Source organism: Nocardia sp. bgisy134, from assembly GCF_965341865.1.
In the GTDB taxonomy this organism is placed as follows: domain Bacteria; phylum Actinomycetota; class Actinomycetes; order Mycobacteriales; family Mycobacteriaceae; genus Nocardia.
The window spans coordinates 46,700-70,196 of record NZ_CBDQZP010000015.1; the positions used below are offsets into that span (position 1 = coordinate 46,700).

A 23,497-nucleotide genomic window follows, 5' to 3' on the forward strand; every position below is an offset into this window, starting at 1 on the left:
CACGACACTTGCTCGAAGGACGAACCACATGGTCTACATAGGACGAGGCCGCCCACGGCGGCGAATCACCAAGGCGGTCACCGCGATCGCGGCCGGAGTCGCGGCGGGCAGCCTCGCCGTCGCGTGCACCGCGAGCACCACCACCCATGCCGGCCCCACCGAGGACGCCCCGAAACCGACGGTCGTTCTCGTGCACGGCGCTTTCGCCGATGGGTCCAGCTGGAACGATGTGATCGAAAAGCTGCGCGCGGACCACTATCCGGTGGTGGCCGTGGCCAATCCGTTGCGTGGTCCCGCCTCGGACGCCGCTGCGCTGCGGGCGCTCGTCAGCAACGTCGGCGGGCCGGTGATCCTGGTCGGGCACTCCTACGGCGGCTCCGTCATCAGCGCGGCCGCAGCCGGAAACGACCAGGTCAAGGGGCTCGTCTATGTGGCGGCCTTCCTGCCGGCGCCCGGCGAGACCGCGCTCGGGCTGACCAGCCAGTACCCGGGCTCCACCCTGCCCGGCACGCTGAACCCGGTGCCGTTCACCGCTACCGACGGCGGCGCGGGCACCGACCTCTACATCCGGCAGGACAAGTTCCACGACCAGTTCGCCGCCGACGTCTCCGCCGGCCGCGCCGCGCTGATGGCCGCCGCCCAGCGGCCGATCGCGCAGTCGGCCCTGGAGGAGAAGGCCACCGTCGCGGCCTGGAGCGAGAAACCCAGCTGGGACGTCATCACCACCGAAGACCTGAACATCCCGGTCGCGGCCCAGCGGTTCATGGCCGCCCGTGCCCACGCTCAGGTCACCGAGGTCGCCGCCTCGCACTCCGTCGCCGTCTCACATCCCGACGTGGTCGCCGACGTGATCGAACAGGCCGCCCGCGCCACCCACTGACCACCGCGAAAAACCGAACAGGAGAACACGATCGTGGACTTGAAGCTGGAAGCCGTCGTCCTGCCCGTCGCCGACGTCGACCGTGCCACAGCGTTCTACACCGAGCGGCTCGGATTCCGCCTCGACGCCGACTTCCCGGTGGACGACGGCTACCGGGTCGTCCAAGTCACCCCGCCCGGGTCGGAATGCTCGATCATTTTCGGCACCGGCGTCACCGCCGCCGCGCCCGGGACACTGCACGGCCTGCACCTGATCGTCACCGACATCGAGAAGGCCGTCGCCGAACTGACCGAACGCGGCATCACGGTCGACGGACCCTTCCGCGACGCCACCGGCGTCTTCCACCATGCCGGAACCGCCGGCCGCGTCGCGGGCCCGCACCCGGATCGCGCCAGCTACGGCTCCTTCGCCGCCTTCACCGACCCCGACGGCAACGGCTGGTTCCTGCAGGAAGTCACTCGGCGGGCGCCCGGCCGCTGATCCCACAATCGGAAGCAAACCCCATGTCCGACAAGGAAACCCAGAGCTACGACGTCGTCGTCATCGGGGCCGGACCGGTCGGCGAGAACGTCGCCGACCGCACCAGCGCCGCCGGGCTCAGCACTGTCGTCGTCGAATCCGAACTGGTCGGCGGCGAATGCTCGTACTGGGCCTGCGAACCCAGCAAAGCCATGCTGCGCCCGGCCCTGCTGCACGCCGAAGCCGCACGATTCCCCGGCGTCGACACCGCGGTCACCGGACCGCTGGACGCCGGCGCCGTCCTGAAACACCGCGACCGCATGGCCGCCGACTGGAACGACCAGGGGCAGGTCGACTGGCTCGACTCCGCCGGGATCGCGCTCCTGCGCGGCCACGGCAGAATTGCCGGGCCACGGCAGGTGACGGTGCGAACCCCCGACGGCGACACCGTGCGGCTCACCGCCCGGCACGCGGTCGCGGTGTGCACCGGCAGTTCCGCCGCCCTCCCGCCGCTCCCCGGTCTCGACACCGTGCGTCCGTGGACGAGCCGCGAAGCCACCAGCGCCCGCGAAGTGCCGGGCCGACTGGCCATCCTCGGCGCGGGGGTGGTCGCCACCGAAATGGCGACCGCGTGGCAGGCGCTCGGCGCGCGGGTCACGCTCATCGCCCGCGAACCCCGGCTGCTCCCCCGCGTCGAAGTCTTCGCCGCCGACCTGGTCGCCGAGCGTCTCCGGGAAGCCGGCGTCGACCTGCGATTCGGCACCACCATCACCGCCGCCGAGCGCGCGGGCGGACCGGACGACGGCATCCACCTCACCCTCGGCGACGGCGACCGGCTCGTCGCCGACGAACTCCTGCTCGCGACCGGGCGCGCACCCCGCACCGACGACATCGGACTCGAGACCGTCGGTCTGGCTCCGGGGCAGTGGCTCGCCACCGACGACACCTTCACCGTGACCGGGGTCGAGGGTGACTGGCTGTACGCCGTCGGCGACGTCAATCACCGTGCGCTGCTCACCCATCAGGGCAAGTACCAGGCACGCATCGCCGGTGCGGTCATCGCGGACCGGGCGCGCGGGCTGGCCCTCGACACCGGCCCGTGGGGACGGCACGGGGGTACCGCCGATCTGCTCGCCGTGCCGCAGGTCGTTTTCACCGACCCGGAAATCGCGGCCGTCGGCCTCACCACCGAGGACGCCGCCCGTGCCGGACGGGTGGTCGACGTCGTCGACTACGACATCGGCCGGGTCGCGGGCGCGATTCAGCACGATCCGTCCTATCGAGGGCAGGCGCGCGTCCTCATCGATCCCGAGCGCCGCGTGATCGTCGGGGCCACCTTCGCCGGGGCGGGCGTCGCCGAACTCCTGCATTCGGCGACTATCGCGATCAGCGGCGAGATCCCCCTCGATCGGCTCTGGCACGCGGTGCCCTCGTTCCCCACCATCGGCGAGGTCTGGCTGCGGCTGCTCGAAACCTATCGAGACCAGTGAGGCCTACGAGGCCACCATCGTCAGTGAACTCCCCGGCCGCCGGGCCGCTGCCGTGCAGGACCGCAGCCTCCGCCCATAGCCACAGTGCTACCGGGCCAGCGAAGAGGACAGCCACGCGCACCCGCCGATCCGTATGGGGATCGGCGGGTCGCGCTGCGTTCATTCTCGCCGTCCGCGCGTCGAGACGAAGTCCCAGACCGCTTCGGCGAAACGCTCCGGTTCCTCCACATGCCCCAGGTGCCCGCTGTTTTCGAGGACGAGCAGTTGTGAATCCGGGATCAGCCGATGCAGTTCCTCCGCCCAGCGCGGTCCACAGATGACGTCATGGCGGCCCACGATCACCAAGACCGGCACGGACATGCCCGGCAGGTCCGCGCGATCGTCGATCGGATCGGGGGTCCGGTCGGCGGTCAAGCCCGAAATGTAGTTCGCCTGTATGGCATTCCGCACGGCCCCCCAGCGCTGCTCGTCGCCCCAGTAGTCGGCGAAGTACGACGGCAGCACACCGCGGGCGACGGCGAGGGTCTGCTCGTCATCCGAAATGTCTTGCATCGCACCGAATGCGGCGAGGATCTCGCCCAGTTCGGGCCGGTCGGCGTGCGCGGCAGCGAACTGTTCCAGCCTGCGCGCGGCCTCGAGGGCGTGCTCGGGGCCGGTCACCGGCGCGCCCTCGTAGAGGACGATTCCCGCGAGCCCGGTCGGCCGGTGCAGCGCGTGATAGGCGGTGACGAACGCGCCATGCGAGTGGCCGAGCAGATACACCTCCGGCACGTCGAGGTGTTCGATGAGCCGTTGCAAGGCGCGACTGTAGCGTTCGCGGGTGTAGCCGTGCGGATGCGTCGGCAGCCGACCGGATGCGCCGGTGCCGATGGCCTCGACGTACACCATCGTCAAGTTTTGCTCGAGGGCCGGCATCCGCAGGTACTCCCAGAAGATTCCGGGACCGCCCGGGTGAGCGATGCACACCGGGCCGCGTCCGTGGACGTGGTACCGCTGCCGGACGCCGTCGGAGTCGAACGAGTGGACGCCGGGCGAAAGCCGCGTGTTGTGCGTGGTCGAATGCGCTGCGGTCATCACGCGGCCTTCAGCGGGCCCGCGAAGGACTTGCGCAGCGAGGACGGGCCGATCAGGGGCAGCAGCGCCGCGAGGATCTTGCCTTTGACCGTCCGCGGGGTGCGGGTCAGTTCGACGTCGACCCTGGTGCCGCCCTGGCCGGGCGTGGCGCGGAAGACCCAGCCGCCGCCCGCGCCGAAGAGCTTGGAGTCCAGTGTGGTGATGGTGACGGTGACACCGGCCGGATCCCATTGGTAGCGGGCGCGTTCCCACGCGGCCGCGGTGCCCTCGGTGACCTCGGCCCAGGTGTCGCCACGGTCGTGGACGACGAAGTGCTCGGCATCGATCGTCGGCCACGTCTGGGCCCGGGTGGGTCCGAAATCGGTGAGCACCTGCACGACCTCGGCGGGAGACAGGGTGGACAGCAGGTGGAATCGGACCGTTGCCATGGGAATGCTCCTTGAATTTCAGCGAGGGATGTCTGCGATTCCGGAGCCGTTTGCACGGTTCCGGACGCTGATCGAGCATCGCTTTCCGGAGTATCCCCGCGAATCCGTCAGATGACGCTGCGTTGACGTAATCGCCTCTCGCACTGGCGACGCGGGAGAGCAGGACGATGGGCGCAGGCCGTTCGCACTCCTCGCAGAAGCTCTGGCCTCTGTGCGGGGCGCGGACACTCTGCGCCGGGAATCACAGGTGGTCGGCGTCGATGACGGCCCGGGCGAACGGGTGTGGCGCTTCCTGCGGGACGTTGTGCCCGATGCCGTCCAGGACGCGATGCTCGTATTTGCCGGTGAACTTGCCGCGGTAGGCCTTTCCGTCCTTGGCCACGCCGTCGAAATCGCTGCTGACGGTAATGGCAGGCACGGAGACGGTGGCACCGTCGAGTTGCCGTTCATAGGCGTCGTAGTGCGGTTCGCCCGGTGCGAGGCCGAGCCGCCACCGGTAGTTGTGGACGACGATGTCGACGTGGTCGGGATTGTCGAAGGCGGTGGCGCTGCGGTCGTAGGTGGCGTCGTCGAAGTTCCACAGCGGCGAGGCCCGCCGCCAGATCAGCTTGTTGAAATCGCGGCGGTTGCGGCTGTAGCCGAGCCGTCCGCGCTCCGTGGCGAAGTAGTACTGGTACCACCAGCCGAGTTCGGCCTCCGGCGGGAGCGGTTGCTGGTTGGCGGCGATCTGGGTGACCAGATATCCGCTCACGGACACGATGGCTTTGCAGCGCTGCGGCCACAGCGCAGCGATGACGTCGACCGTCCTTGCGCCCCAGTCGTATCCGCCGAGGACTGCCTCGTCGATGTGCAGGGCGTCCATCAGGTCGACGATGTCGCGCGCGATGGCCGTCTGCTGGCCGTTGCGGATGGTTCGGTCGGACAGGAAGGTGGTGGGTCCGTAGCCGCGCAGGTACGGGACGATCACCCGGTAGCCCGCCGCGGCGAGCAGCGGTCCGACATCGGCGTAACTGTGTGGATCGTACGGCCAGCCGTGCAGCAGCAGGACCGGTTGTCCTGTGGGGGGACCGAATTCGGCGTATCCGACGTTCAGCACACCGGCGTCGATCTGCGTGATGGGCCCGAGGGTGGTGTTGGCTCCCGATCCCGCGCGCAGGTCCGCGCCCGGTGCGGTGGTCGCGGGTGCGGCGGCATGGTCGGTGGCGCAAGCGGCGAGGGAGGTCGCGGCCACACTCGCGGCGCTCACCGCGAGCGCTCCGCCGAACAGTCGTCGTCTGCTGATGGTCATCGCAACTCCTACCGGTGTCGTCCATGAGCGAAGGCCGGTGAATCGCCCCGGCCACGCCGATGACGCTAGGTAGCGCGCGAATGCCGTTGCGAGCGTCGGTTGACGTACTCCCTGTCGGTCATCGGCGTGGAACGGCTGTTCGTGCGCTTCGGTCCGCCGCCGGGTCGGCCCGCATCAGGCGGTCGTGTCCTCGTCGGCCGGAAGCAGTGCCGCGAGATCGGTGCGCGAGCTGACGCCGAGTTTGGGGAAGATGCGATGCAGATGGGTGCTGACGGTCCGATGCGACAGGTACAGCCGCTGCCCGATTTCCCGGTTGGTCAGTCCCTGGGCTGCCAGCCGGGCGATGCTCAGCTCGTGTGGAGTGAGCCGATCGCGGGCGTCCGGATCCCGGTTCGGGCTGGATTCACCGGCACTGCGCAGTTCCAGCCGAGTTCGTTCGCTCCAGGCGGTGAACCCGAGCGCGTCGAAAATCTCTCTGGCCGTGCGCAAATGGGTGCGGGATTCGACGACCCGGCGCTGCCGCCGCAGCCATTCGCCGTAGGACAGGTGCAGCCGCCCGCGCTCGGCGGGCCACGCGGCCAGATCCACCGCGAGCGCGTCGGTGAAGTGTGCTTCGGCGGTGTCGGTCGCCAGGAGGGCGTGTGCGTATCGCCATCCGATGTGCAACGCGGGCGAGGGCGTAGACGCCACGGCAGGCTCCACGCCGCGCAGCAGTTCACGCAGCGCATCGACCTGACCCGCACGGATCGCCGCGTCGGTGAGTTCGGCCAGGAAATAGGCGCGCAGCGCGGGCGAGTGCGACGGGTCCCCCGGATCGTGCGTGCGGCGCAGATCGGCGAAGGCGTCGTCGTACCTGCCCTCGCCGAGCGCCGCGAGCCCGCGTGCGAGTTGGACGGTGGCCAGGACGGGTCGCGCGCCGGCGGCGAGCCCGATTCGTTCGGCATCGCTCGCGAGGGTCGCGGCCTGCGGGTAATCCCCTCGCAGCGCGGCGATTTCGGCCTGGACGGCGGTGGCCAGCCCGTGCATGAAGGGCTGACCGGTTTCGCGGGCGAAGTCGGCGGCTTCGGCGGCAGCCTGGGCCCCGGCGGCGAGATCGCCGAGCCGGGTCAGACTCCACGCCTGCACGGTGAGCGCGCGCGGCAGCAGTCCGAGCTGTCCGGCGGCGCGAAATCCCGGCGCGGCCGCGGCGGAGAAGTGCGCGGCGAGATCGAAAGCGCCCACCTGAAGTGCCGCGCTGCCGAGGAACCGGTCCACCTCGGGGTTGCGGCCGGTGTCCGAGGCCAGGGCGCGCAGGCGGTCGATGACCCGTCCGCCGCGTTCGAACGGGGCTACATACGCGGAGACGGCGACAAGGCGCGGATCGTCATCCGCGATGGGGAGTTCGTCGGCGACGGCGAGCAACGCGGGGCGGGTGTCGGGACCGGGTTCGGACCAGAAGCAGCGCATGGCCGCACCCCACAGGATCCGCATTGCCGCGTCCGGATGCCCGTCGGCGGCGACAGCGGCCGCCAGTGCCGCCAACTCGGTGATGCGCGAGGGGTTTTCGCGGACTCCGTCGTCGAATCCGCTGAGCAGCCAGGCCGCGGTGGCATCGTGCCGCGGCGTGGTGGGGAGCGCGCGTGCGGCGAGGACGAGTCGTTCGGCGGTATCACGGCGGCCGGAATCGACGGCGAGTTCGGCCGCACGCAGCAGCCGGTCCGCGCGCAGGCCCGGGCCGCCGCTGAGGTCGGCGGCGCGCTCCAATGCCGCGACGGCGCCGCCGCGGTGGCGTGCTCGTTCGGCGACGTTCTCCAGTTCGCGTGCCGCCTGTTCGTCGGGACCGGTCGCGGCCGCGGCCCGCTGCCAGGCGCGCCGATCCGGGTGCGCGGCGAGGACGTCGGAGAGCGCGCGGTGTGCGCGGGTACGCTCGTCGGCCGTCGCCGTCGTGGTGAAAGCCGATCGCATCAGAGGATGCCGGAAGGTGACGGTGTCGCGCCCGAGTACCAGCAGCCGGTTTTCGACGGCGGGCGTGAAGATCTCGGTGCCGGCCTGTGTGCCGAGGAGAATGCTTGCGGCGGACAGTGTTTCGGTGACCGAGTCGCTGTCGTTGAGCGCGGCGACGAGTAGCGCGGTCCGGGTGGGGGCGGGCAGCGTGGTGCCGCGCGCTGAGAAGGCGCGTTCGAGCCGTTCGGTCAGCGGCAGTGTCGCGGGAAGCTCATCGAGGTCGCGCACCGCGCTCGGCAGTTCGGTGAGCGCCAGCGGGTTGCCGTGAGCCTCGGCCAGCAGCCGATGACGGGTCTGCGCGGGCAATTCGGGGGCGATCAGGTCCAACAGTGCGGCGGCATGGTCGTCGGACAGCGGTTCGGGCCCCATGAGGCTCAGCCCCGCGTCGGCGAGTGGCGAGTCGACGCCATCGCGCAGGGTGGCGATCAACGCAATCGGCTCGGGGTCGATGCGGCGGGCCACGAACGCCAGAACCTCCGCACTTGCGGGATCGAGCCAGTGCACATCCTCCGCGACGATCAACAGCGGCCGCTCGCCCGCCGCGTCGGCCAGCAGCGTCAGCGCCGCGAGCCCGACGAGATAGGCGGTGGGTTCGTCGCCGCCGTCCGGCAATCCCAAAGCGGTTGCGAGAGAGTAGTATTGCCGGGGCGGCAGCCCATCCAGCTGTTTCCGCAAGGGGTACAGCAGTCGATGCAGCCCGGCGTAGGCATAGTTCTGTTCGGCCTCCACCCCCGCGGTCCGCAGCACCCGCACCCCCGCGATGGCCGCCGCCGCGACGGCCTCGTCCACCAGTGCCGACTTCCCGATCCCGGCCGCACCCCGAATCAGCATCCCACTGCGATCCTCGGGCCCGTCGACCAGCGCACCCAGATCCTTCAGCTCGGTATCCCGCCCGAACAGCGGCATGGTGCGCACTCCCTCTCCTGCCCGTTTCGATCGCGGGCCCTACGACCCTACTCGAGCCCGTCCGGTCGATCTGCGCCGCCGCAGTCGGCGAGCGCGAAGGGCCGAGAAGCTCGCGATCTCTCAGGACACGGCCGCCAAGAGTACGGTCGCCAGCAGCAGCCCGATGGACGCCAGCAACAACCACGTGGCCTTGCGGAACTTCAGGTAGCGGTAGAGGTAGAGGTGCGACGTCCGCCACAGCTCGTCGAGCGCCCCTTTGAGCTGCTGCTCCGGCGACTGGCTCATCACCGAGGCATGGAAGTCTTCGAAGCTCGACCAGGTGCGACCGATGTAGGGATAGTTGTAGAGCTCGGACGCCGCGCTGCGCGGTGCGAAGACCTTGCCCAACGGTCGACGCCGCAAGAGAACCAATGCTTGCGTCGCGTAGATGACCGAGCCCGCGACGAGCACCAGCGTGCCGACCGCCAGCGCGAACACCCACGGACTCAACGGCTTCGAGCCCCTCGACGAGAACGCCAGCGCCGTTCCCGCGACCACGAGCGCATTCGTACTCAGCACAGCGGTCGCCCGCGTCGTCACCCCGCGGCAAACCTGGCGTCCTCTCGAAGGATGTGCCAGTGAACGACATCCAGACTCACGCCGCGCGGTCTGCCGCCGGATCCCCCAGTAGTCATGACCCGATTCTCGACGAGATTCATCGCGAAACCAAAAGGGAGCCAGTGTCTCCCGTGCGCCGCCTCCGGGACCGGCCGCACGGTGGCGACAAGCCGGTGGGAGTGGGATCGCGGTCAGTCGGTCACGAGGGTTTTCAGTTCGTCGTCGAACAGGAGGGCGGGGTCGAACTCCATTCCGGTGAAGTGCCCGGCGAGTTCGAGGGAGAGGACGCCGTGGATTCGGGTCCAGAACGACAGGGCGCGGTGCAGGGTCGCGGTAGGCACGGAGTCGTCGGGGGCCCATCGGCGATGGTGTTCGAGGTGGGTGTCGAACGGTGTCGCCCGCTTGTCGAGGGGCAGCGCGGAGAATCCCTCGATCAGCATCGTCATGGTCTCGTTCGAGATCGCGGTGGTGTCGTCGGGTGCGCGATAGCCGGGAACCGGTGTGCCGTAGATGAGCAAGTACCGCTGAGGGTCGGCCAAGGCCCATTCCCGTAGGGCGTAGGCCAGCCCGGTCACGTCGGCGCCGGAGTCTCGGGCCGCGCGGAGGGTATCGGCAAGACTTCGGTAGGCGTCGCGAATGAGTTCGGTGATCAACTCGTCGCGGCCCGCGAAGTACCGGTACAGGGCGGGGCCGCTCATGCCCACCTGCTTGGCGATCGCGTTGAGCGACAGCGCGGACGTTCCCGCCGTGGCGATCTGCTCCCAGGCGCACTGCTTGATCTCCGCACGCATCTGCGCGCGATAGCGCTCCCGCGGGCTGCGCACCCCTGTGTCCGTCATGGTCCACCCCTTTCCCACTGTGTCTCTCCGACGTTGGTTAGAGGCTATCACTTTGACTCTTGCCTCTCACCGTGATCTGTTATAGCTTCTAACTTAAGCGAGACCGAATAACACTCCCTCGCCCGCCGCCGACAAGGAGCAGAACCATGACCGACACCCGCCCGGCCAGCACACCGAAAACGCAGACCACCTCCGGCGCCACGCGCAGCCGCCGTGGACGAACCGCCCTGCTCGGTATCGCCCTGACCGCCGCGATCGCCGGCGCCACCGCCACACAGGCCCTCGCCGACGGCTCGCCGGACTCGGCTCCGCTGACCTGCGGGGGACAAGGCATCGATCCCGCCGCCCCGATCCACTACCGCACCGAGACCCTGATCAAGGCGCCGCTGGACACCATCTGGAACTTGCAGACCGACGTGGAACGCTGGCCGACCTGGCAGAAGCCCGTCACCAGCAACAAGCGCCTGGATTCCGGTCCACTGCAGCCCGGTTCACAATTCCGGTGGACCACCCCCGTCCCCGCCACCGCCACGACTCCCGCGACCACCCTCACGATCACCTCGACCGTTCAGCAGATAGAGCCCCAGCGCTGCATCCGCTGGAGCGGGCCTGCGATCGGCGACGGGATCGGCATCGACAACGGCATCCACGTCTGGACTTTCACCCCGGTGGACGGCGGCGTCCTCGTGCGCACCGAGGAGAACTGGAACGGAGCCCAGGTCGAAGCCGACGTAGCGACCTCCACCCAGTTCCTCGGGGCCGGTCTCGAAGCCTGGCTGACCGACCTGCGCGCCGCCGCCGAAGGTCGGTAAACCCTCTGTTCACCAACAGATTTCGGTATGGACGCAGCGGCAGCACATGGCGCTCGCCGATCGGGTTCCGACCGCCCTCGACGCGCGCGGCCCGGCCTGCCGGAAACCCAGCCTTCGGCGAGCGAATCCAGCACCCACCGGGCGAAACTCGTTCGGGGTGACAGCAACTCGGCGATCGGCCCGGGCGGAGTTCCATGCCCGCCCGGGCCGATCGGAGAGAAAGCCTTGCTGCTTCGACCCCACACCGAGCGATGCCAGATAGCGGTGAGGACGGTGGGATCGAGCGGTTCCGACGCCGTGCAGCCAGGCTCACACAGCCCTGAAGAGACCGAGGCCCGAGGAGATATTGATGGCGAAGCCGCCCGCGAACGCGACCGCGACGATATCGCCCGCTCCGGTGAACACCGGCACCGGCGCCGGGGCGCAGTCGCAGGGCCGCTGCGCCGTTTCCCGATCCGCCACGTCGACCATGCCGGACGCTCCGGTCGTCGTGTTCGACCAGTAGATCCGGGCGTGGGAGTCGAAAATGCTGCCACCGCCGAAGGGGCTGGGATTGGCGACGCCGAAGGTGGTGACGCCGGGTTGGTCACCGACGGTCGCCGTCAGGTAGACGTTGAATTGCGATGGAATACCCCATGTTTGGGTCAACTTCATCAGCGGAAGCTGGAACGTGGTCGTCTGCGCGGCGTGAGCGACGGTGTGCTGTCCCAGCACCAGCGCACCGGCCACCGTACCCGCGACACCCAGCTTGACGCCCGCGCCGGCAGCCCGGCGAACCACGTTATTCGTCACTAGCCCTCCTCACAGTCGATTCCGGCCCGCATCCGTGCCGGTGACGCCGTGACGATCGATGACATGATCGGATCAGCGTTGCCGACGGCCGCATTCACCGCGCTGCCTGCGCATTCGGCACGGAGCGGTAACGAGCACCTGCCAGTAAACAGCCCGGCGTGCGATATTCACGGCATCGACCCGCCCAGACTTGCGGCTCGCCGGTCGGCTGGACATCAGTGCTCCAGGAACGGCCTTGCCCACTCGGTGAACCGCTCCCCCAGCCCCGCCTGCGCCGCCGCGAGAACGGCCGCGGGGTCCTCCGCCACCGGCAGGCCGAAGTGCTCGTCGAGCCACGTCACGAACTCGTCGTGCCCGTCGCTGTACTCCTCGTCCTCCTCGCGGTAGAAGTACACCTCGTCCCAATCGACTCGTATCTCCGAGTCGAAGCCGAGGAGCTGAAACAACTCCCGCAGATGACGGGCGACGACATGCTGCCCGCCCTCGTCTCCGAAGACGACGACGGGCAGCGTCGCCGGATCGTCTCGGTCGTCGAAACGCCACAGCGCGTAGAACGAACCGGAACCGTTGGCCTGCGCGAAGGGAATCAGCCGGTCGGTGAACTCCGGATCCTTCGACCAGCCCGCCACCAGGCCCGAGAGGTCTCCGAAGTCGGTCAGGCCGAAACCGTCGGCGTAATTCTCGTAGCCGAGTCTCTCCTGCAACTCCATCAGCAGGTTGAGCTCCGCAACAGGCGAGTACGGGCTGTTCAATGCGTTCTCCAAGCAGGCATGTAGGGCAGTCCTGTTGTGGCCGCCCGGATTTCGAGATCATAAACTCCCACGCCCGGACGTTCTTCGCAGCTCGACCGCAACTTGTCGATGCCGATCACGACTTCTGTTCACCCGCAACGCCTTCGCAGGCTCCCGCGCCACCTCACGCGCCCAGATCGCGGCCTGGGTCGCGGAGCGAAGCGGCCCGGCCAACGACCCATAGCCGCGGCGACAGGGCGCGAACCCGGTCACATTCCTGTTGTGCCCCGCAAGCGGCCGCCGATACCCGGACGACAGCAGACGTTTTCACGGAGAGGCGGAGACACATGGCCGGTCGGCATCGTGCGATGAGCAGGCGCAGCAAAGTTCTGCGCGGAATACCGGTTGCGATGGCGCTGCCTGCTGCCGTCAGCCTCGGCGATCTGGGTGTCACTACGGCGCACGCCGCCCCCGCGCAGGCTGTCGAGCACGCGCCCGACACCGCCACGCTCGTATACGCGACCCAGTCACCGGCGGCGATCCCAGCCCACTTCGTTCCGAGCTCGGCCGTATCGAATCCGGTGGCCGAAAGTGTCGAGCCCTCGGCGGTAGAGCCGCTCCCCCAGGCCGCACCGGTCGCTCACGCGACGGCGATCGCGAGCCCGAACGAGAACGGCACCTACATCGGCCAGACCGCGGGCCAGGTGATCGGAGGCGTGACCGGAGCGGTGCTCGGCGGCACCGTCGGAGCCGCGCTCGCCACGCCTCTCGCCGGGCCGACGGGTGGTTCGGCCGTACCGATCGGAGTCGTCGCAGGCGGTGTGATCGGCGGCGTGGTCGGCACCTACGCCGGTTACTACGCGGGCTCGTTCATCGGATCGGCAGTGGCGGAGCAGGCTCCGGAGCTCATTCCGAACGTCCTCCCCTGAGCCCGTCCGACGGCTGATCCGGTGGCTGACGACCTGGCGATGATCGGCGATCGGATCGGCATGGGATTCCAGCTTGTCCGCGCACCGCGCCTAGGCGGCGGCCGCCCAGGCGCGGTGCGCGCTGGGTCCGCCGCACTGCTGGTCACGGGGAGGTTCTCGACCTGCCGTAAACCCGAGTAGTGAACTACCCGCGACATCCGCATTCGTATCGTTCAGGCTCGCATATCGCAGCCCCATACGTCTCGGCTCGGGAGATCTTCCATGTGCGCACAGCCTGCCGCTGCTCTGGAGCAGCCGGCTCGCGGACAGGGGGCGTCGTTCGACTACGACGCCTTCATCTCCTATACCCACCGCGATCGACCGGTCGCCGCCGGAATTCAGAAAGGCCTGCACCGCATCGGCCGGCGCATGGGCCACCTGCACGCACTGCGTGTGTTTCGCGACGCTACCGACCTCACCGCCAGTCCCGACCTGTGGGGCAAGGTCGCCGAAGCGATGGACCGGGCCCGGTTCCTGGTCGTCGTCCTCTCCCCGCACGCGGCCGCCTCGGGCTGGGTCGACAAGGAAGTCGCGCACTGGCTGGCGCGCCGCGGATCGGACAACCTGCTGTTCGTCGTCACCGGAGGACGCCTGATCTGGGACGAGAAGACCGGGCGGTTCGACCCGGACCGATCCGACGTGGCCCTGCCGGTGCTGACACGACCGGGTGTCCTGACGACCGAACCGTTCTACGTCGACGTCACCGACGATGCGCCGTGGGACCCGCGCGCACCGATGTTCCGGGAGAAGGTCATCGATCTGGCCGCCCCCGTCCACGGCAAGCCCAAATACGAACTGGCCAGCGAAGACCTGCGTGAGCAACGTCGCTTCCGGCGGTTGCGTCGTGCCGCTGTCACCGGATTGGCCCTGCTGACCGTCATCGCCCTCGCCGCCGCGACCATCGCGCTCGATCAACGGCGGGAAGCGATCCACCAGCAGCACGAGGCGGAACGACAACGCAACGAGGCGGTCGCTCTCGCCCTGGCCGCGGCCTCCCGCGATGCCGCGCCCGGCAACGCCGGGCTCGCACTCGCGCTTGCCGCCGAGAGCAGCCGAGCGACGCCGGCCCCGCTGTGGCAGGCCACCAGCGCACTGGTCAACGCCCGCATCGCCTTCGGCAAGGCCCCCGGGCAGCAAGCCGCCGCACCGCTCACCGGCCACACCGACTGGGTGAACGACGTGACGTTCAGCCCGGACGGAACCCGGCTGGCCTCCGCGAGCATGGATGGCACTGTGCGACTGTGGGATCCGGCGACCGGCGCGCCGGTCGGCGACCCACTCACCGGCGACCAAGAGCGGGTGTACTCGGTAGCTTTCAGCCCGGACGGCAGCCGGCTGGCCACGGCCGGCGCGGACAACACCGTCCGACTGTGGGACACCGCCCTCGGCAGGCAGGTCGGTCCCCCACTCACCGGACACATCGACAGGGTGAACGGGGTGGCGTTCAGCCCGGACGGCACAGTGCTGGCCTCCGCAAGCTGGGACGGAACGGTGCGGCTGTGGAATCCGGCGACCGGACAGCAAGTCGGTGAACCGATCGTCGGCGACTCCAACGCGGTGTCCGACGTGGCGTTCAACTCGGATGGCACTCGCTTGGCCACCGCGGGCGCCGATCACACCGTGCGGTTGTGGGACCCGGCGACCGGCGGACAGGTCGGTCCCGCGCTCACCGGCCACACGGACTGGGTGGCGGACGTGGCGTTCAGCCCGGACAGCGCCGTGCTGGCCTCCGCCAGTGGAGACAACACCGTGCGATTGTGGGACGCCACCACCGGTCAGCCGCTCGGCACCCCGCTCACCGGCCACACCGCCACGGTGCACTCCGTGGCATTCAGCCCGGATGGGACCCGGCTGGCCACCGCAGGCAACGACACCACCGTCCGTCTATGGGACCTCGCCACCGGTCATTCCCTCGGTGAACCGATCACCGGCCACACCGGCGAGGTGAACGCGGTGGCGTTCGACCCGGAAGGCACTCGGCTGGCCACCGGCGGTGATGACGACGCGGTGCGGCTTTGGGACGTCAGTACTCGCGCGCCGGTCGGTGCACCGCTCACCGGACACACCGACGGGGTGCTCGACGTGGCGTTCAGTCCGGACGACACCCGCTTGGCCACCGTCAGCCGGGATGGCGCTGTGCGGATCTGGGACCCGGCCACCGGCAAGCCGATCGGTGCACCGCTCACCGGACACACTGGCCCGGTAGCTGCGGTGGCATTCAGCCCCGACGGCACTCGGCTGGCGACCGCGGGCGCAGACAACACCGTGCGACTGTGGGACCCCGTTACCGGACAACCCGTCGGCCCTCCGCTCACCGGCCACACCGAGGCGGTGCTCGATGTGGCCTTCAGCCCGGACGGCACGCGGTTGGCCACCGCAGGACAGGATCGGACTGTGCGGCTGTGGGATCCCACCGGCGGACGGCCTATCGGTGCGCCGCTCACCGGCCACACCGGTCCGGTGTACTCGTTGGCGTTCAGCCCAGACGGTTCCCGACTGGTCACCGCAGGACTCTTCGACGACCATCCCGTGCGGCTGTGGGACCCGGCCACCGGCAAGCCGGTCGACGGACCACTCATCGACCACACCGGCGGGGTCTCCGCGGTGGCGTTCAGCCACGACGGCACCCGGCTGGCCACCGCCGACACCGACCACACCGTGCGGCTGTGGAACGCGACCGACGGACAACCCACAGGTCCGCCGCTCATCGGCCACACCGACGGGGTGAACAACGTCGCGTTCGCCCCGTCCGATACCTTGTCGGCCACCGCAGGCTCGGACAACACCGTGCGGTTGTGGGACCCGACTACCGGTAGGCCGATCGGTCCCCCACTCACCGGCCACACCGCCGCCGTGTACGCGGTGGCGTTCAGCCCGGATGGCATGCGGCTGGCCACCGCCGGCGCCGATCACACCGTGCGACTGTGGGACCGCCCCTGGGACGCGAACAAGGCGTGCGAACTCGCCACTCCGTTCGTGACCCGAGCCCAAGTACAGACCTACGTGCCATCCGGCTGGAAGATGACGTGCCGTTATGCCAGCTGAATCCAAAGCCTTTGCAAACCAAGCAGTTCGGCGCCGAAGCGGAGTCCGCACCTACCGGCCACGCCTCCGGAAGAGACGGATCGAGCCGGACGCCCAGAACGACACGAGGAGGTCGGCGGTGCACCACGACGATCAGCGATCCGAGCTTCGCACCCGACTCTGGAACGACGCACCGGAAGACTCCGACAACCGCACCGCCACCTTCGAGAGTGCGGTGCTCGAACAGTACCGGCTCTGCGTCGAGATGGCCGACCGGGTGAGCGCTAGGCGCGGCCTGGCGAACTCCTTCTTCCTGACACTCAACACCGGCATCTTCACCTTCACGGCCGCCTTCGGGAAAGCCCCGCCGAACGACAAGGTCTGGTGGCTGGCGATCCCCTTGGCCGCGATCCTCGGCCAGTGTTTCGCGTGGTTCTACCTGGTCCGCAGCTACCGGCTCCTCAACAGTGCCAAGTACCAGGTCGTCGGCGCCCTGGAGGAACGACTCCCCGCCTCCCCCTTCTGGCGTGCCGAATGGTGGGCGCTGGGTGAAGGAAAGGACCGAGCACGGTACTGGCCCCTCTCGCACATCGAGGAGTGGATCCCCATCCTCTTCGCGCTCGCCTACACCTCCGGGTTCCTGGCCCTCGTTTTCACCTGAATCCGGCTCTGTCCCAAGCATCTCGGGACCGAATCGGAAACAGTAACCACCCGGGTTCCGACGACCTCGATGCCTTCAGACCAGCGCGGCCCTGGTCTGCGCGTACGCGATGACGTTCTCTTCGTAGGCCGCCGCATCATGCTCCGACAAGCACACTCGGAGCCGGCGTATCGCGTCATCGAGTTGGGGCCCCGAACCACGATCGGCGAGCAGAACCACGATCACCTCCCACTCCCCGATCCCCTTGTCCGGCCGATCCAGCAGCTCATCCAGGTACCGATCCGGCTCCACCAGCTGCAATGCGCGGCGCGCGTAAGCGTGTACGCGGCGGGGCAACTCGGTGCGAATGGCATCGATATCGGCTTGCAGGACGTGCTGACCCGGTTGCTCCGGGTCGAGTCGCACCGACCACAGCGCGGTCAGCTCGTCCGGCAGACGATGGGAGGTGAGCAGGTCCGGGCCCGCGGCCTTCTCCAGCGGCGTCGGCGGCAGACCCAGCCGAGCGTCGCGCCAGTTGCAGAATTCCCACCAAGCCGTCGGCGTGGCGTTCAGCTCCAGCCCGAATGCGAGGACTTGCTGTCCACCGGTCCACGTGCGGGTCACCCGGGTGCGGCCGACGGAGGCGACACCACCCGGCTCGATCCGCACCCACACCGGATCCGAACCATGAAACCCATACGGCTGTAGCAACTTTCCTGTCTCACGCAGCACACGACGCAGCGCCGAATCGGGACTGACCATCCCGGCAGACTATCGGCGCGCCCCGACAGACCGGGCAGCTGCCGGGCGGCGCGGCGAACTCCACGGTGCAAGACCCGCCCGAAGTAGGATTCCCGCAGGAAAGTGCGGCTGTCAGCCGGACCGGCGCATCCAGGCCGTGATCTGACTGCGGTTGTTGACGCCGAGCTTGGTAAGGATGTGCTGGACGTGGTTCTGTGCCGTCCGTTCGGAGATGATCAGGATGCGCGCGATGTCGCGGTTGGTCGCGCCGGTGGCGACCAGTTCGGCGACCTCGAGCTCGCGGGGTGACAGTGTCGTCGACTGCGCGTACACGCCGATGATCGTTCGCAGGCGCTGCGCCCACGGCGCCATGCCGCAGCTCTCCGCGAGGGGCAGAGCTCTTTTCGCCAAAGCCAGAGCTTCCTCGGGTGCGTCCGCCACGACCAGTTCGGCGAGCTCGCAGTCGGCCTCGACCGCGAAGCACCGGGCGCCGATGTCACGGCAGATCCGTCCCGCGCTGCGCAGGTCGGCTGCGGCGGAGTCGGCGTCACCCAGCGCGGCAGCGAACTTACCCAGCCACAATTCGACCGGTCCGAGGTAGTGACCGCTTCCACCGGTGCCCGCCACGTGGAATCCGCGATGCTCGCCGAGGCGGTCGGCGAAATACCGGATATCGTCGACAGCCCCGAGCCTGCTGGCGACCGCACCTCCGGTCACCAGGGCATCCAGCAGGAAATAGGGCGGGATCTCCCACTTCTGCGGAGGCCCGAGGCTGCGGTACAACGATTCGCCTTCGTGCAGCCGGCCGAGTTCCACCAGCGGAAACGCCATGCCCAGTGCCGCGAACAATGCGTTGCGCACCTCGCCGCTCATGCGCGGCGGAGGCGGCGTGCACGAGACGTCGGACTGGCCGCCGTGATGGCCGATCACCGTGAGCAATGCGCGGTAGGCGCCTTCGCCCGCCGGGTGGGCGACCGACTCTGCCAGCCGGTATGCCTCCTCGCCGAGGCGTGTCGCTTCCGCGAGATCACCACGCCCTTGGGCGAGCGCGGCCTCGGCGATCAAGAGATGCCAGTTCGCCATCGGGCCGCCGGTGTGCCGCACGCACCAGCGCAGCCGGGACAGTTCGGTCGCGATGCCGGTGATCGCTCCGCGCGCCCAGAGGCTGTCGATGGTCCACAGGTGGCCCCACATCTCGGCCGCGGCGTCGCCCGTGCGGACACCGGCGGACACCATCTCGGCGGCGAGGACGGCGTACTCGTCGCGATGTTCCGGCCCGGTGCAGGCGAGCTGACGCGCGCGCAGCGCCGCCACCCTGGTTTCGTCGTCCGCCACTGTGGCGGCGAGAGCCATTGCCGCACCGCTGGTTTCGGCTACTTCATCGAGTTGCCCGAGATAGACGGCAGCCTCGGTGAGGCGGGCCAGCAGTCGTGCCCGCAGCAGGTCGGGGACATCGCCCGCCAGCGCCTCGGCGCACCACGCGTGAATGTCACGGTCCCACAACCGATCTCCGATCGGTTCGAGGACCAGTGCGCACTCGGCGGACAACGTCGCGTCGTTCGTGCGGCGGGCCAGGGCCACGGCCGCCGAGCAATCGGCGCGCGCCGCGGCCAGATCACCGGCCCGCTGGCTTGCCGTGGCCCGGGCAAGCAGCATCCGGCTCCGCTTGCCGGGCGGCGCGTCGTCGGCATTGGCCACCGCGAGCCCGTACAGCCGGACGGCCTCCTCGAAAGCCAGTTCACGCAACGCCAGATCGCCCGCGCGAAGCGCCCACCGCCGGGCGGGCTCGCGATCTCCGGCGATCGCCGCCTCCGCGTAGTGCCATGCCAGCGCTGCCGAAAACGCGTCCAGCGCATCGGGATACAACGCCTCGATGGCGTTCGCCGCACGCGTGTGCCATACCACGCGCTGTTGTAGCGGCAGCCCCTCCCGCAACGCCTCCTTGACCAGTGCGTGCCCGAATCGCATCGAGCCGGGCTCGGTCGTGGTGGTCAACAACCCGGTTGCGGCGGCCTCGTCCACGGCGGACAGGCATTCGGCTGCCGGTCGCCCGATCAGGCGGGCGACGACGGCGATCGCGAACTGGTCGCCCATGATCGAGGCGGCGCGCAGGAACTCCTGCGCCCGGGGTGACGACCGCGCCACTCGGCCCTGGATCACCTGCCGCAGGGTGGCGGGCACGGGCAGCCGGCGGTCCGCGCCGTCCCGGAACGCGCGGCCGAATTCTCTCAGGTAGAACGGATTTCCGCCGGTTGCCGCATGGACGCGCGCGGCGAGCTCGTCCGGCACCGGCTGCCCCGCCTCCGCCGCGAGACACGCCGCGGCCGCTGTCGAAGTGAGGCCGGCGAGGTGGATCGTGCGGGCCGCTGCCTCCCTCAGCAGCTCCGGTTTGATCACTCGCCAGCCCGGCGCCGCGTCGGCGAGGGTGTCGCGCTCGGTGACACACACCAGGATTCGCTGTGTCCGCAGCTGACGCACCACGTGCAACAGGCCGAGCAGCGAGGGTTCGTCGGCCCATTGCACATCATCGATGACGAACAGTGTCGGGGTCCCGTCGGAATCGAGCCGTGCCGCGAACCTCTCGAACAATGCCGCACGGCCGGAGATCGGTTCATCGCCGAAGCCGTCGCCGAGCACCGGTTGCCACAGCCGGAAGGGCGGCGCGTCGGGCAATTCCATCGCTCTCGACCAGAGGGTGCGTATGCCCCTGCTGCGCGCGCGTCCGGCGAGCTCCGTCATCAGCCTGGTCTTGCCGATGCCCGCCTCACCGGAGCACGTCACCAGCTGCGGGATTCCGCCGACCGCCCCGTCCAGGCTGCGGAGCAGATCGGCGAGCTCGCGGTCACGACCGATCAATCCGGATGTCACTCGCCGCCTCCTCCACCGGGTCAATCCATTGTGCCCCGGATGATTTCGGTGTCGAAGACCTCCCATCGCGTATCGGGACCCAGCCGCACTCCGGCCTTCTCGAACGCCGGGAACAGTCTCTCGGCCGCGTACCGATCGGCCGACACCGACGAATCCCAGACATCGACCACGTGCAGGACGCCGTCGGATTCCCCGACGATGTGCAGCAGGTTCCCCGTCACCGGTTCCGGGCCGAGCGCTTCGACCACGGCACGGTATTCCGTCAAACCGGCGCCAGGGGCATGGGTGATGTGAATGTATGGCATAGCTTCTCCGCCTTTCGCGAACTCACGGTGTTGACGCACCGAACGCTACGAGCGCCGACGTTTCGGTGACATCGGCCGAACTACTCAATGGCACTACTCATTCGGCGCCCCGCGGGAACGACGGAATGAGCAGCGAGGCTGAGTATTTCGGCGGATTCGACGCGTCCTCCGGGTCGATAGCGTCACAGTGTCGGTGACACCGATCTCGAAAGGACTTCACCGCCATGACATCTCCCCATTGGGACGGAGCCGAAGCGGCCGCCCGCGCGAGAGGGGCCGCGGAAGAATCCGGCAGGCTCGCTCGAAGCTACGGCGACGGCTGCCTCATGAGCACGGCGCTCGCGCAGGTGGTCGCCACTGTCTTGGCGGCCGTCGCGGCGCCGATCGTGGTGCAGGTGCTGAACCGCGTCGGTCTCCGGAGATCCGCGACGACCGACCACCGGTCACTCTGATCGGAAGCTCGAGCTAGCATGCTAGCAAGCTAGCGTGCTAGCATCCTCTCGTGGGCGACGAGGATGTGAAGCAGTTCAACGTCTATCTGCCGATCGGGCTGATCAAGCAGGTCAAATTGCAGGCGATCGAGTCGGGAATGTCGTTGTCGGCGCTTGTTGCCGCCGCGCTGCGCGCGTACCTCGGCGACACCCACCCGCAGTCACCATCAGGAGAGGATCAGCAATGAGGACCGAGGGCATCGATGCCGTGTTCCTGGAGACCCACAATTGGGGCAAGCAGGCCAGGTTTCTGCAGGAGCTGGGATTCGAGGTCGAGTTCGAGACCGGCCACGGTTCGGGTCAGTTTCGCAACGGTGACGGCCCATCCGTCTTCGTGGCCGAGGTCCCGCCGACCCAGGATCCGCGGACACTGCTGGTCATGAAGGTCGCCGACACGCAGAGCCGCCCCGGCGGCGATGTCGAGATCGTCACCGAATTCGAGCAGACCCACTACGGGACCCAGGAGATGACCGTCCGCGACCCGGACGGGCGGCAGTGGAATCTACAGGCACCGGGCAAGGAGTGAGCGCGATGCCGAACGAGCTGACGATCGCCCCGGATCAGACCGCGATCCGGACCGCGCTGTGGCGGGCGCTGCACGTGCGGATCGATGCGGCCCCGCATGTTTTCGACGACGAGATCGGGCTGCGGCTCGCGGGGCCCGAGGACGGCTGGGAGCAGCGCCCGGATATGGATCCGCAGACCACCGGCCCGATGCGCGCGGGCATGGTGTCCCGCGCTCGCTTCGTCGAGGATCTGCTCGCCGAACAGGTCGGCCAGGGCGTGGATCAGTACGTCCTGCTCGGCGCAGGACTGGACACCTTCGCCCAGCGCAGGCCCGAGTCGGCCGCGCGGTTGACGGTGTTCGAGGTCGACCAGCCCGGCCCGCAGGCGTGGAAGCGCCAACGCCTCGCCGAGCTCGGGTTCGACCTCACGGACCAGTTGCGGCTGGTACCCGTCGATTTCGAGGTGGACTCGTGGTGGGAGCGTCTGCTGGCCGCCGGTTTCGATCCGAGCAGGCCCGCGGTCGTGGCGTCCACCGGCGTCTCGATGTACCTCACGAGAGAGGCGAATATCGCCACCCTGCGTCAGATTTCGACACTCGCGCCCGGGTCCACCCTGGCCATGACATTCATGCTGCCGTTCGAACTCGTCGGCTCCGGCGAACAGCAGATGCGCCGGTTCGCCGAACAGGGCGCCCGCGCCTCGGGCACTCCGTTCATCAGCTTCTTCCGCCCCGACGAGGTCGTGTCGCTCGCCGAGGAAGCGGGTTTCCCTGCCGCCCAGCATATTTCGTCCGAAGAGCTGACGCGCCGCTACTTCGCCGACCGCGCCGACGGTCTGCGGCCCGCGGAATCGGAGCAGATCCTGGTGGCAACCTGCTGATGTCCCGGAGCCGCGCGCATTGTGGAGCGATGCAGTAGAGCGCGTGCCCGGGACAAGACCTCGTCGCCGCGGAGCGCTGCAGTGTCGAGAGCGACGGCCCTGACCGCGGCAGCGCCGAGCGGCGGCCGGTGCACGCCACTCGGTGATCGAAGCGAGGGGAAACGGTCCGTGATCGACTGACGCGGTGGTCGCAGCAGACGCGTCGCTACCTTCGACCGAGCGGATCCGGCCGAACCCCTCCGCGGTGGCGCAACGGCGCCCGAGGCCCAGGTCAGGGGCGATTGTGGCCGCACATCGAATCGAAACCCGGCCGCCGAAATGCTTGACTCGTTCCAGAAACCGGACGAGACTTCCGAGCGTGCCCACGGCCACGGAATTCCAGCAAATGCTGCGGGAAGTTTCGCTGCGCGTGACCGCTCCGCGTGTCGCGGTGCTGAGCGCGGTGCACGATCGTCCGCACGCCGACACGGATTCGATCATCCGCGCCGTGCGGTCCCGTCTGTCGGCGGTATCCCACCAGGCGGTGTACGACTCGTTGCGCGTGCTCACCGCGACAGGCTTGATCCGTTGTATCCAGCCGTCCGGCTCGGTGGCGCGTTACGAGTCGCGAGTCGGCGACAATCACCACCACGTCGTATGCCGGACCTGCGGGTTGATCGCCGACGTCGATTGCGCGGTCGGCGAGTCCCCGTGTTTGACCGCGTCCGACGATCGCGGCTTCTCGATCGACGAAGCCGAGGTCATCTACTGGGGCCTGTGCCCCGACTGTGCGGCATCACCACCTCGCTGATCGCA

Annotated in this window: 23 protein-coding genes; 12 read left to right on the forward strand and 11 right to left on the reverse strand. The window is 68.9% G+C overall.

The window, feature by feature from the left end:
- Positions 1-28 precede the first annotated feature (28 nt).
- From ACRWNM_RS24740 to ACRWNM_RS24750, 3 genes are read left to right on the forward strand one after another with little or no spacing between them, the layout of a single operon-like run.
- Entirely contained in the window at positions 29-880 is an 852-nt protein-coding gene (locus tag ACRWNM_RS24740; RefSeq protein ID WP_431970474.1) for an alpha/beta fold hydrolase, read from the forward strand.
- A gap of 33 nt (positions 881-913) precedes the next feature.
- Positions 914-1,360 carry a VOC family protein gene (locus ACRWNM_RS24745; protein WP_431970475.1) on the forward strand — a complete coding sequence of 149 codons (447 nt, stop codon included), beginning with the start codon at positions 914-916 and terminating at the stop codon, positions 1,358-1,360.
- Between the two features lie 23 nt (positions 1,361-1,383).
- Positions 1,384-2,829, forward strand: a complete 1,446-nt coding sequence (locus ACRWNM_RS24750; RefSeq protein ID WP_431970476.1) for a dihydrolipoyl dehydrogenase family protein — start codon at positions 1,384-1,386, stop codon at positions 2,827-2,829.
- A 159-nt stretch (positions 2,830-2,988) separates the two neighbouring features.
- Here the strand turns inward: ACRWNM_RS24750 and ACRWNM_RS24755 are convergent, their stop codons facing one another.
- The 6 genes from ACRWNM_RS24755 to ACRWNM_RS24780 form a co-directional block, all read right to left on the reverse strand.
- Positions 2,989-3,903, reverse strand: a complete 915-nt coding sequence (locus ACRWNM_RS24755) for an alpha/beta fold hydrolase (RefSeq protein ID WP_431970477.1) — start codon at positions 3,901-3,903, stop codon at positions 2,989-2,991.
- Entirely contained in the window at positions 3,903-4,331 is a 429-nt protein-coding gene (locus ACRWNM_RS24760) for a hypothetical protein (RefSeq protein WP_431970478.1), read from the reverse strand. The genes ACRWNM_RS24755 and ACRWNM_RS24760 overlap by 1 nt, the downstream gene beginning before the upstream one ends.
- A gap of 241 nt (positions 4,332-4,572) precedes the next feature.
- Positions 4,573-5,619 carry an alpha/beta fold hydrolase gene (locus ACRWNM_RS24765; protein ID WP_431970479.1) on the reverse strand — a complete coding sequence of 349 codons (1,047 nt, stop codon included), beginning with the start codon at positions 5,617-5,619 and terminating at the stop codon, positions 4,573-4,575.
- A gap of 174 nt (positions 5,620-5,793) precedes the next feature.
- The gene (locus tag ACRWNM_RS24770) at positions 5,794-8,508 is read right to left on the reverse strand and encodes an AAA family ATPase (RefSeq protein ID WP_431970625.1); all 2,715 of its coding nucleotides are present in this window, start codon (positions 8,506-8,508) and stop codon (positions 5,794-5,796) included.
- Between the two features lie 120 nt (positions 8,509-8,628).
- Positions 8,629-9,066: a hypothetical protein gene (locus ACRWNM_RS24775; RefSeq protein WP_431970480.1), complete on the reverse strand. Its 438-nt coding sequence runs from the start codon at positions 9,064-9,066 to the stop codon at positions 8,629-8,631.
- 230 nt (positions 9,067-9,296) lie between these two features.
- Positions 9,297-9,944, reverse strand: a complete 648-nt coding sequence (locus ACRWNM_RS24780; RefSeq protein WP_431970481.1) for a TetR/AcrR family transcriptional regulator — start codon at positions 9,942-9,944, stop codon at positions 9,297-9,299.
- Between the two features lie 146 nt (positions 9,945-10,090).
- On the opposite strand from ACRWNM_RS24780, the gene ACRWNM_RS24785 reads away from it, so the two are divergent.
- Positions 10,091-10,756, forward strand: coding sequence for an SRPBCC family protein (locus ACRWNM_RS24785; protein ID WP_431970482.1), 666 nt, complete (start codon positions 10,091-10,093; stop codon positions 10,754-10,756).
- Between the two features lie 309 nt (positions 10,757-11,065).
- Here ACRWNM_RS24785 and ACRWNM_RS24790 read toward each other — a convergent pair whose 3' ends face one another.
- Together ACRWNM_RS24790 and ACRWNM_RS24795 are read right to left on the reverse strand one after the other, a co-directional pair.
- A complete protein-coding gene (locus ACRWNM_RS24790) occupies positions 11,066-11,548 on the reverse strand; it encodes a hypothetical protein (RefSeq protein WP_431970483.1) in 483 nt (160 codons plus the stop codon).
- Positions 11,549-11,763: 215 nt separating this feature from the next.
- Positions 11,764-12,312: a hypothetical protein gene (locus tag ACRWNM_RS24795; protein ID WP_431970484.1), complete on the reverse strand. Its 549-nt coding sequence runs from the start codon at positions 12,310-12,312 to the stop codon at positions 11,764-11,766.
- A 377-nt stretch (positions 12,313-12,689) separates the two neighbouring features.
- Here ACRWNM_RS24795 and ACRWNM_RS24800 point away from each other — a divergent pair, with 377 nt between their 5' ends.
- The 3 genes from ACRWNM_RS24800 (at position 12,690) to ACRWNM_RS24810 (ending at position 16,932) form a co-directional block, all read left to right on the forward strand.
- Positions 12,690-13,208, forward strand: coding sequence for a hypothetical protein (locus ACRWNM_RS24800; RefSeq protein ID WP_431970485.1), 519 nt, complete (start codon positions 12,690-12,692; stop codon positions 13,206-13,208).
- 261 nt (positions 13,209-13,469) lie between these two features.
- Positions 13,470-16,292, forward strand: a complete 2,823-nt coding sequence (locus ACRWNM_RS24805; protein WP_431970486.1) for a TIR domain-containing protein — start codon at positions 13,470-13,472, stop codon at positions 16,290-16,292.
- Positions 16,293-16,410: 118 nt separating this feature from the next.
- A complete protein-coding gene (locus ACRWNM_RS24810) occupies positions 16,411-16,932 on the forward strand; it encodes a RipA family octameric membrane protein (protein WP_431970487.1) in 522 nt (173 codons plus the stop codon).
- A 75-nt stretch (positions 16,933-17,007) separates the two neighbouring features.
- On the opposite strand, the gene ACRWNM_RS24815 is transcribed toward ACRWNM_RS24810, so the two are convergent.
- From ACRWNM_RS24815 to ACRWNM_RS24825, 3 genes are all read right to left on the reverse strand, one after another.
- Positions 17,008-17,673 carry a hypothetical protein gene (locus ACRWNM_RS24815; RefSeq protein WP_431970488.1) on the reverse strand — a complete coding sequence of 222 codons (666 nt, stop codon included), beginning with the start codon at positions 17,671-17,673 and terminating at the stop codon, positions 17,008-17,010.
- 111 nt (positions 17,674-17,784) lie between these two features.
- On the reverse strand, positions 17,785-20,520 hold the full coding sequence (locus tag ACRWNM_RS24820; RefSeq protein WP_431970489.1) for a helix-turn-helix transcriptional regulator: 2,736 nt from the start codon (positions 20,518-20,520) through the stop codon (positions 17,785-17,787).
- A gap of 20 nt (positions 20,521-20,540) precedes the next feature.
- Positions 20,541-20,825 (reverse strand): hypothetical protein, encoded by a 285-nt coding sequence (locus ACRWNM_RS24825; protein WP_431970490.1) that lies wholly within the window; start codon positions 20,823-20,825, stop codon positions 20,541-20,543.
- A gap of 224 nt (positions 20,826-21,049) precedes the next feature.
- Between ACRWNM_RS24825 and ACRWNM_RS24830 the strand changes: the two genes are divergently transcribed.
- The 5 genes from ACRWNM_RS24830 to ACRWNM_RS24850 all read left to right on the forward strand — a co-directional run bounded on the left by ACRWNM_RS24830 (position 21,050) and on the right by ACRWNM_RS24850 (position 23,492).
- On the forward strand, positions 21,050-21,277 hold the full coding sequence (locus ACRWNM_RS24830; RefSeq protein ID WP_431970491.1) for a hypothetical protein: 228 nt from the start codon (positions 21,050-21,052) through the stop codon (positions 21,275-21,277).
- A gap of 50 nt (positions 21,278-21,327) precedes the next feature.
- The gene (locus tag ACRWNM_RS24835) at positions 21,328-21,504 is read left to right on the forward strand and encodes a CopG family transcriptional regulator (protein ID WP_431970492.1); all 177 of its coding nucleotides are present in this window, start codon (positions 21,328-21,330) and stop codon (positions 21,502-21,504) included.
- Positions 21,501-21,842, forward strand: a complete 342-nt coding sequence (locus ACRWNM_RS24840) for a VOC family protein (protein ID WP_431970493.1) — start codon at positions 21,501-21,503, stop codon at positions 21,840-21,842. The genes ACRWNM_RS24835 and ACRWNM_RS24840 overlap by 4 nt, the downstream gene beginning before the upstream one ends.
- Positions 21,843-21,847: 5 nt before the next feature.
- Positions 21,848-22,702, forward strand: a complete 855-nt coding sequence (locus tag ACRWNM_RS24845; protein ID WP_431970494.1) for a class I SAM-dependent methyltransferase — start codon at positions 21,848-21,850, stop codon at positions 22,700-22,702.
- Positions 22,703-23,087: 385 nt separating this feature from the next.
- The gene (locus tag ACRWNM_RS24850; RefSeq protein WP_431970626.1) at positions 23,088-23,492 is read left to right on the forward strand and encodes a Fur family transcriptional regulator; all 405 of its coding nucleotides are present in this window, start codon (positions 23,088-23,090) and stop codon (positions 23,490-23,492) included.
- Positions 23,493-23,497 lie beyond the last annotated feature (5 nt).

Excerpts from the sequence above, each read along its gene's own strand:
- ACRWNM_RS24785 (WP_431970482.1), top strand. The coding sequence starts at position 10,091 with ATGACCGACACCCGCCCGGCCAGCACACCGAAAACGCAGACCACCTCC.
- ACRWNM_RS24825 (WP_431970490.1), bottom strand. The coding sequence starts at position 20,825 with ATGCCATACATTCACATCACCCATGCCCCTGGCGCCGGTTTGACGGAA.
- ACRWNM_RS24840 (WP_431970493.1), top strand. The coding sequence starts at position 21,501 with ATGAGGACCGAGGGCATCGATGCCGTGTTCCTGGAGACCCACAATTGG.
- ACRWNM_RS24750 (WP_431970476.1), top strand. The coding sequence starts at position 1,384 with ATGTCCGACAAGGAAACCCAGAGCTACGACGTCGTCGTCATCGGGGCC.
- ACRWNM_RS24800 (WP_431970485.1), top strand. The coding sequence starts at position 12,690 with ATGGCGCTGCCTGCTGCCGTCAGCCTCGGCGATCTGGGTGTCACTACG.
- ACRWNM_RS24770 (WP_431970625.1), bottom strand. The coding sequence starts at position 8,508 with ATGCCGCTGTTCGGGCGGGATACCGAGCTGAAGGATCTGGGTGCGCTG.
- ACRWNM_RS24780 (WP_431970481.1), bottom strand. The coding sequence starts at position 9,944 with ATGACGGACACAGGGGTGCGCAGCCCGCGGGAGCGCTATCGCGCGCAG.
- ACRWNM_RS24850 (WP_431970626.1), top strand. The coding sequence starts at position 23,088 with ATGCTGCGGGAAGTTTCGCTGCGCGTGACCGCTCCGCGTGTCGCGGTG.
- ACRWNM_RS24755 (WP_431970477.1), bottom strand. The coding sequence starts at position 3,903 with ATGACCGCAGCGCATTCGACCACGCACAACACGCGGCTTTCGCCCGGC.
- ACRWNM_RS24815 (WP_431970488.1), bottom strand. The coding sequence starts at position 17,673 with ATGGTCAGTCCCGATTCGGCGCTGCGTCGTGTGCTGCGTGAGACAGGA.
- ACRWNM_RS24805 (WP_431970486.1), top strand. The coding sequence starts at position 13,470 with ATGTGCGCACAGCCTGCCGCTGCTCTGGAGCAGCCGGCTCGCGGACAG.
- ACRWNM_RS24760 (WP_431970478.1), bottom strand. The coding sequence starts at position 4,331 with ATGGCAACGGTCCGATTCCACCTGCTGTCCACCCTGTCTCCCGCCGAG.
- ACRWNM_RS24845 (WP_431970494.1), top strand. The coding sequence starts at position 21,848 with ATGCCGAACGAGCTGACGATCGCCCCGGATCAGACCGCGATCCGGACC.
- ACRWNM_RS24830 (WP_431970491.1), top strand. The coding sequence starts at position 21,050 with ATGACATCTCCCCATTGGGACGGAGCCGAAGCGGCCGCCCGCGCGAGA.
- ACRWNM_RS24740 (WP_431970474.1), top strand. The coding sequence starts at position 29 with ATGGTCTACATAGGACGAGGCCGCCCACGGCGGCGAATCACCAAGGCG.
- ACRWNM_RS24765 (WP_431970479.1), bottom strand. The coding sequence starts at position 5,619 with ATGACCATCAGCAGACGACGACTGTTCGGCGGAGCGCTCGCGGTGAGC.